Source organism: Christiangramia aquimixticola (genome assembly GCF_048285835.1).
Lineage (GTDB): Bacteria > Bacteroidota > Bacteroidia > Flavobacteriales > Flavobacteriaceae > Christiangramia > Christiangramia aquimixticola.
Genome location: NZ_JBLVTL010000332.1, coordinates 1 through 280, shown reverse-complemented (window position 1 = coordinate 280; position 280 = coordinate 1). Strand labels below are relative to the sequence as shown.

1 protein-coding gene is annotated in these 280 nt (G+C 40.7%); it reads right to left on the bottom strand.

The features are described 5' to 3' along the window. On the bottom strand, positions 1-280 hold a 280-nt coding region (locus tag ACNKXV_RS14700), incomplete at both ends, for a hypothetical protein (RefSeq protein ID WP_417908441.1).

Sequence of the window (280 nt, the reverse complement as noted above, 5' to 3'; positions counted from 1 at the left end):
CCTACTGCCAGTAGCATTCAAAATCCCAGATCCACCACCCGTGTAAACATTTGAAACTGAAAAAGATTTGAAATTGGGCACCAGATGCTGTATGGTAGTCCTCTTGTAATTTGCCCATGTAAAATCCCCTTCCTCCTGCTCCCATTTTTTCATGGCTACCATCAGAGAATCAAACCCAACTTTGACATGGTACTCGGCAGATTCTAATGCTTCTGTAGATTTGATGTCAAAAATGGAATCAGTTCTATAATTGGCAAGCAAATCAATGGTCTGATATGCA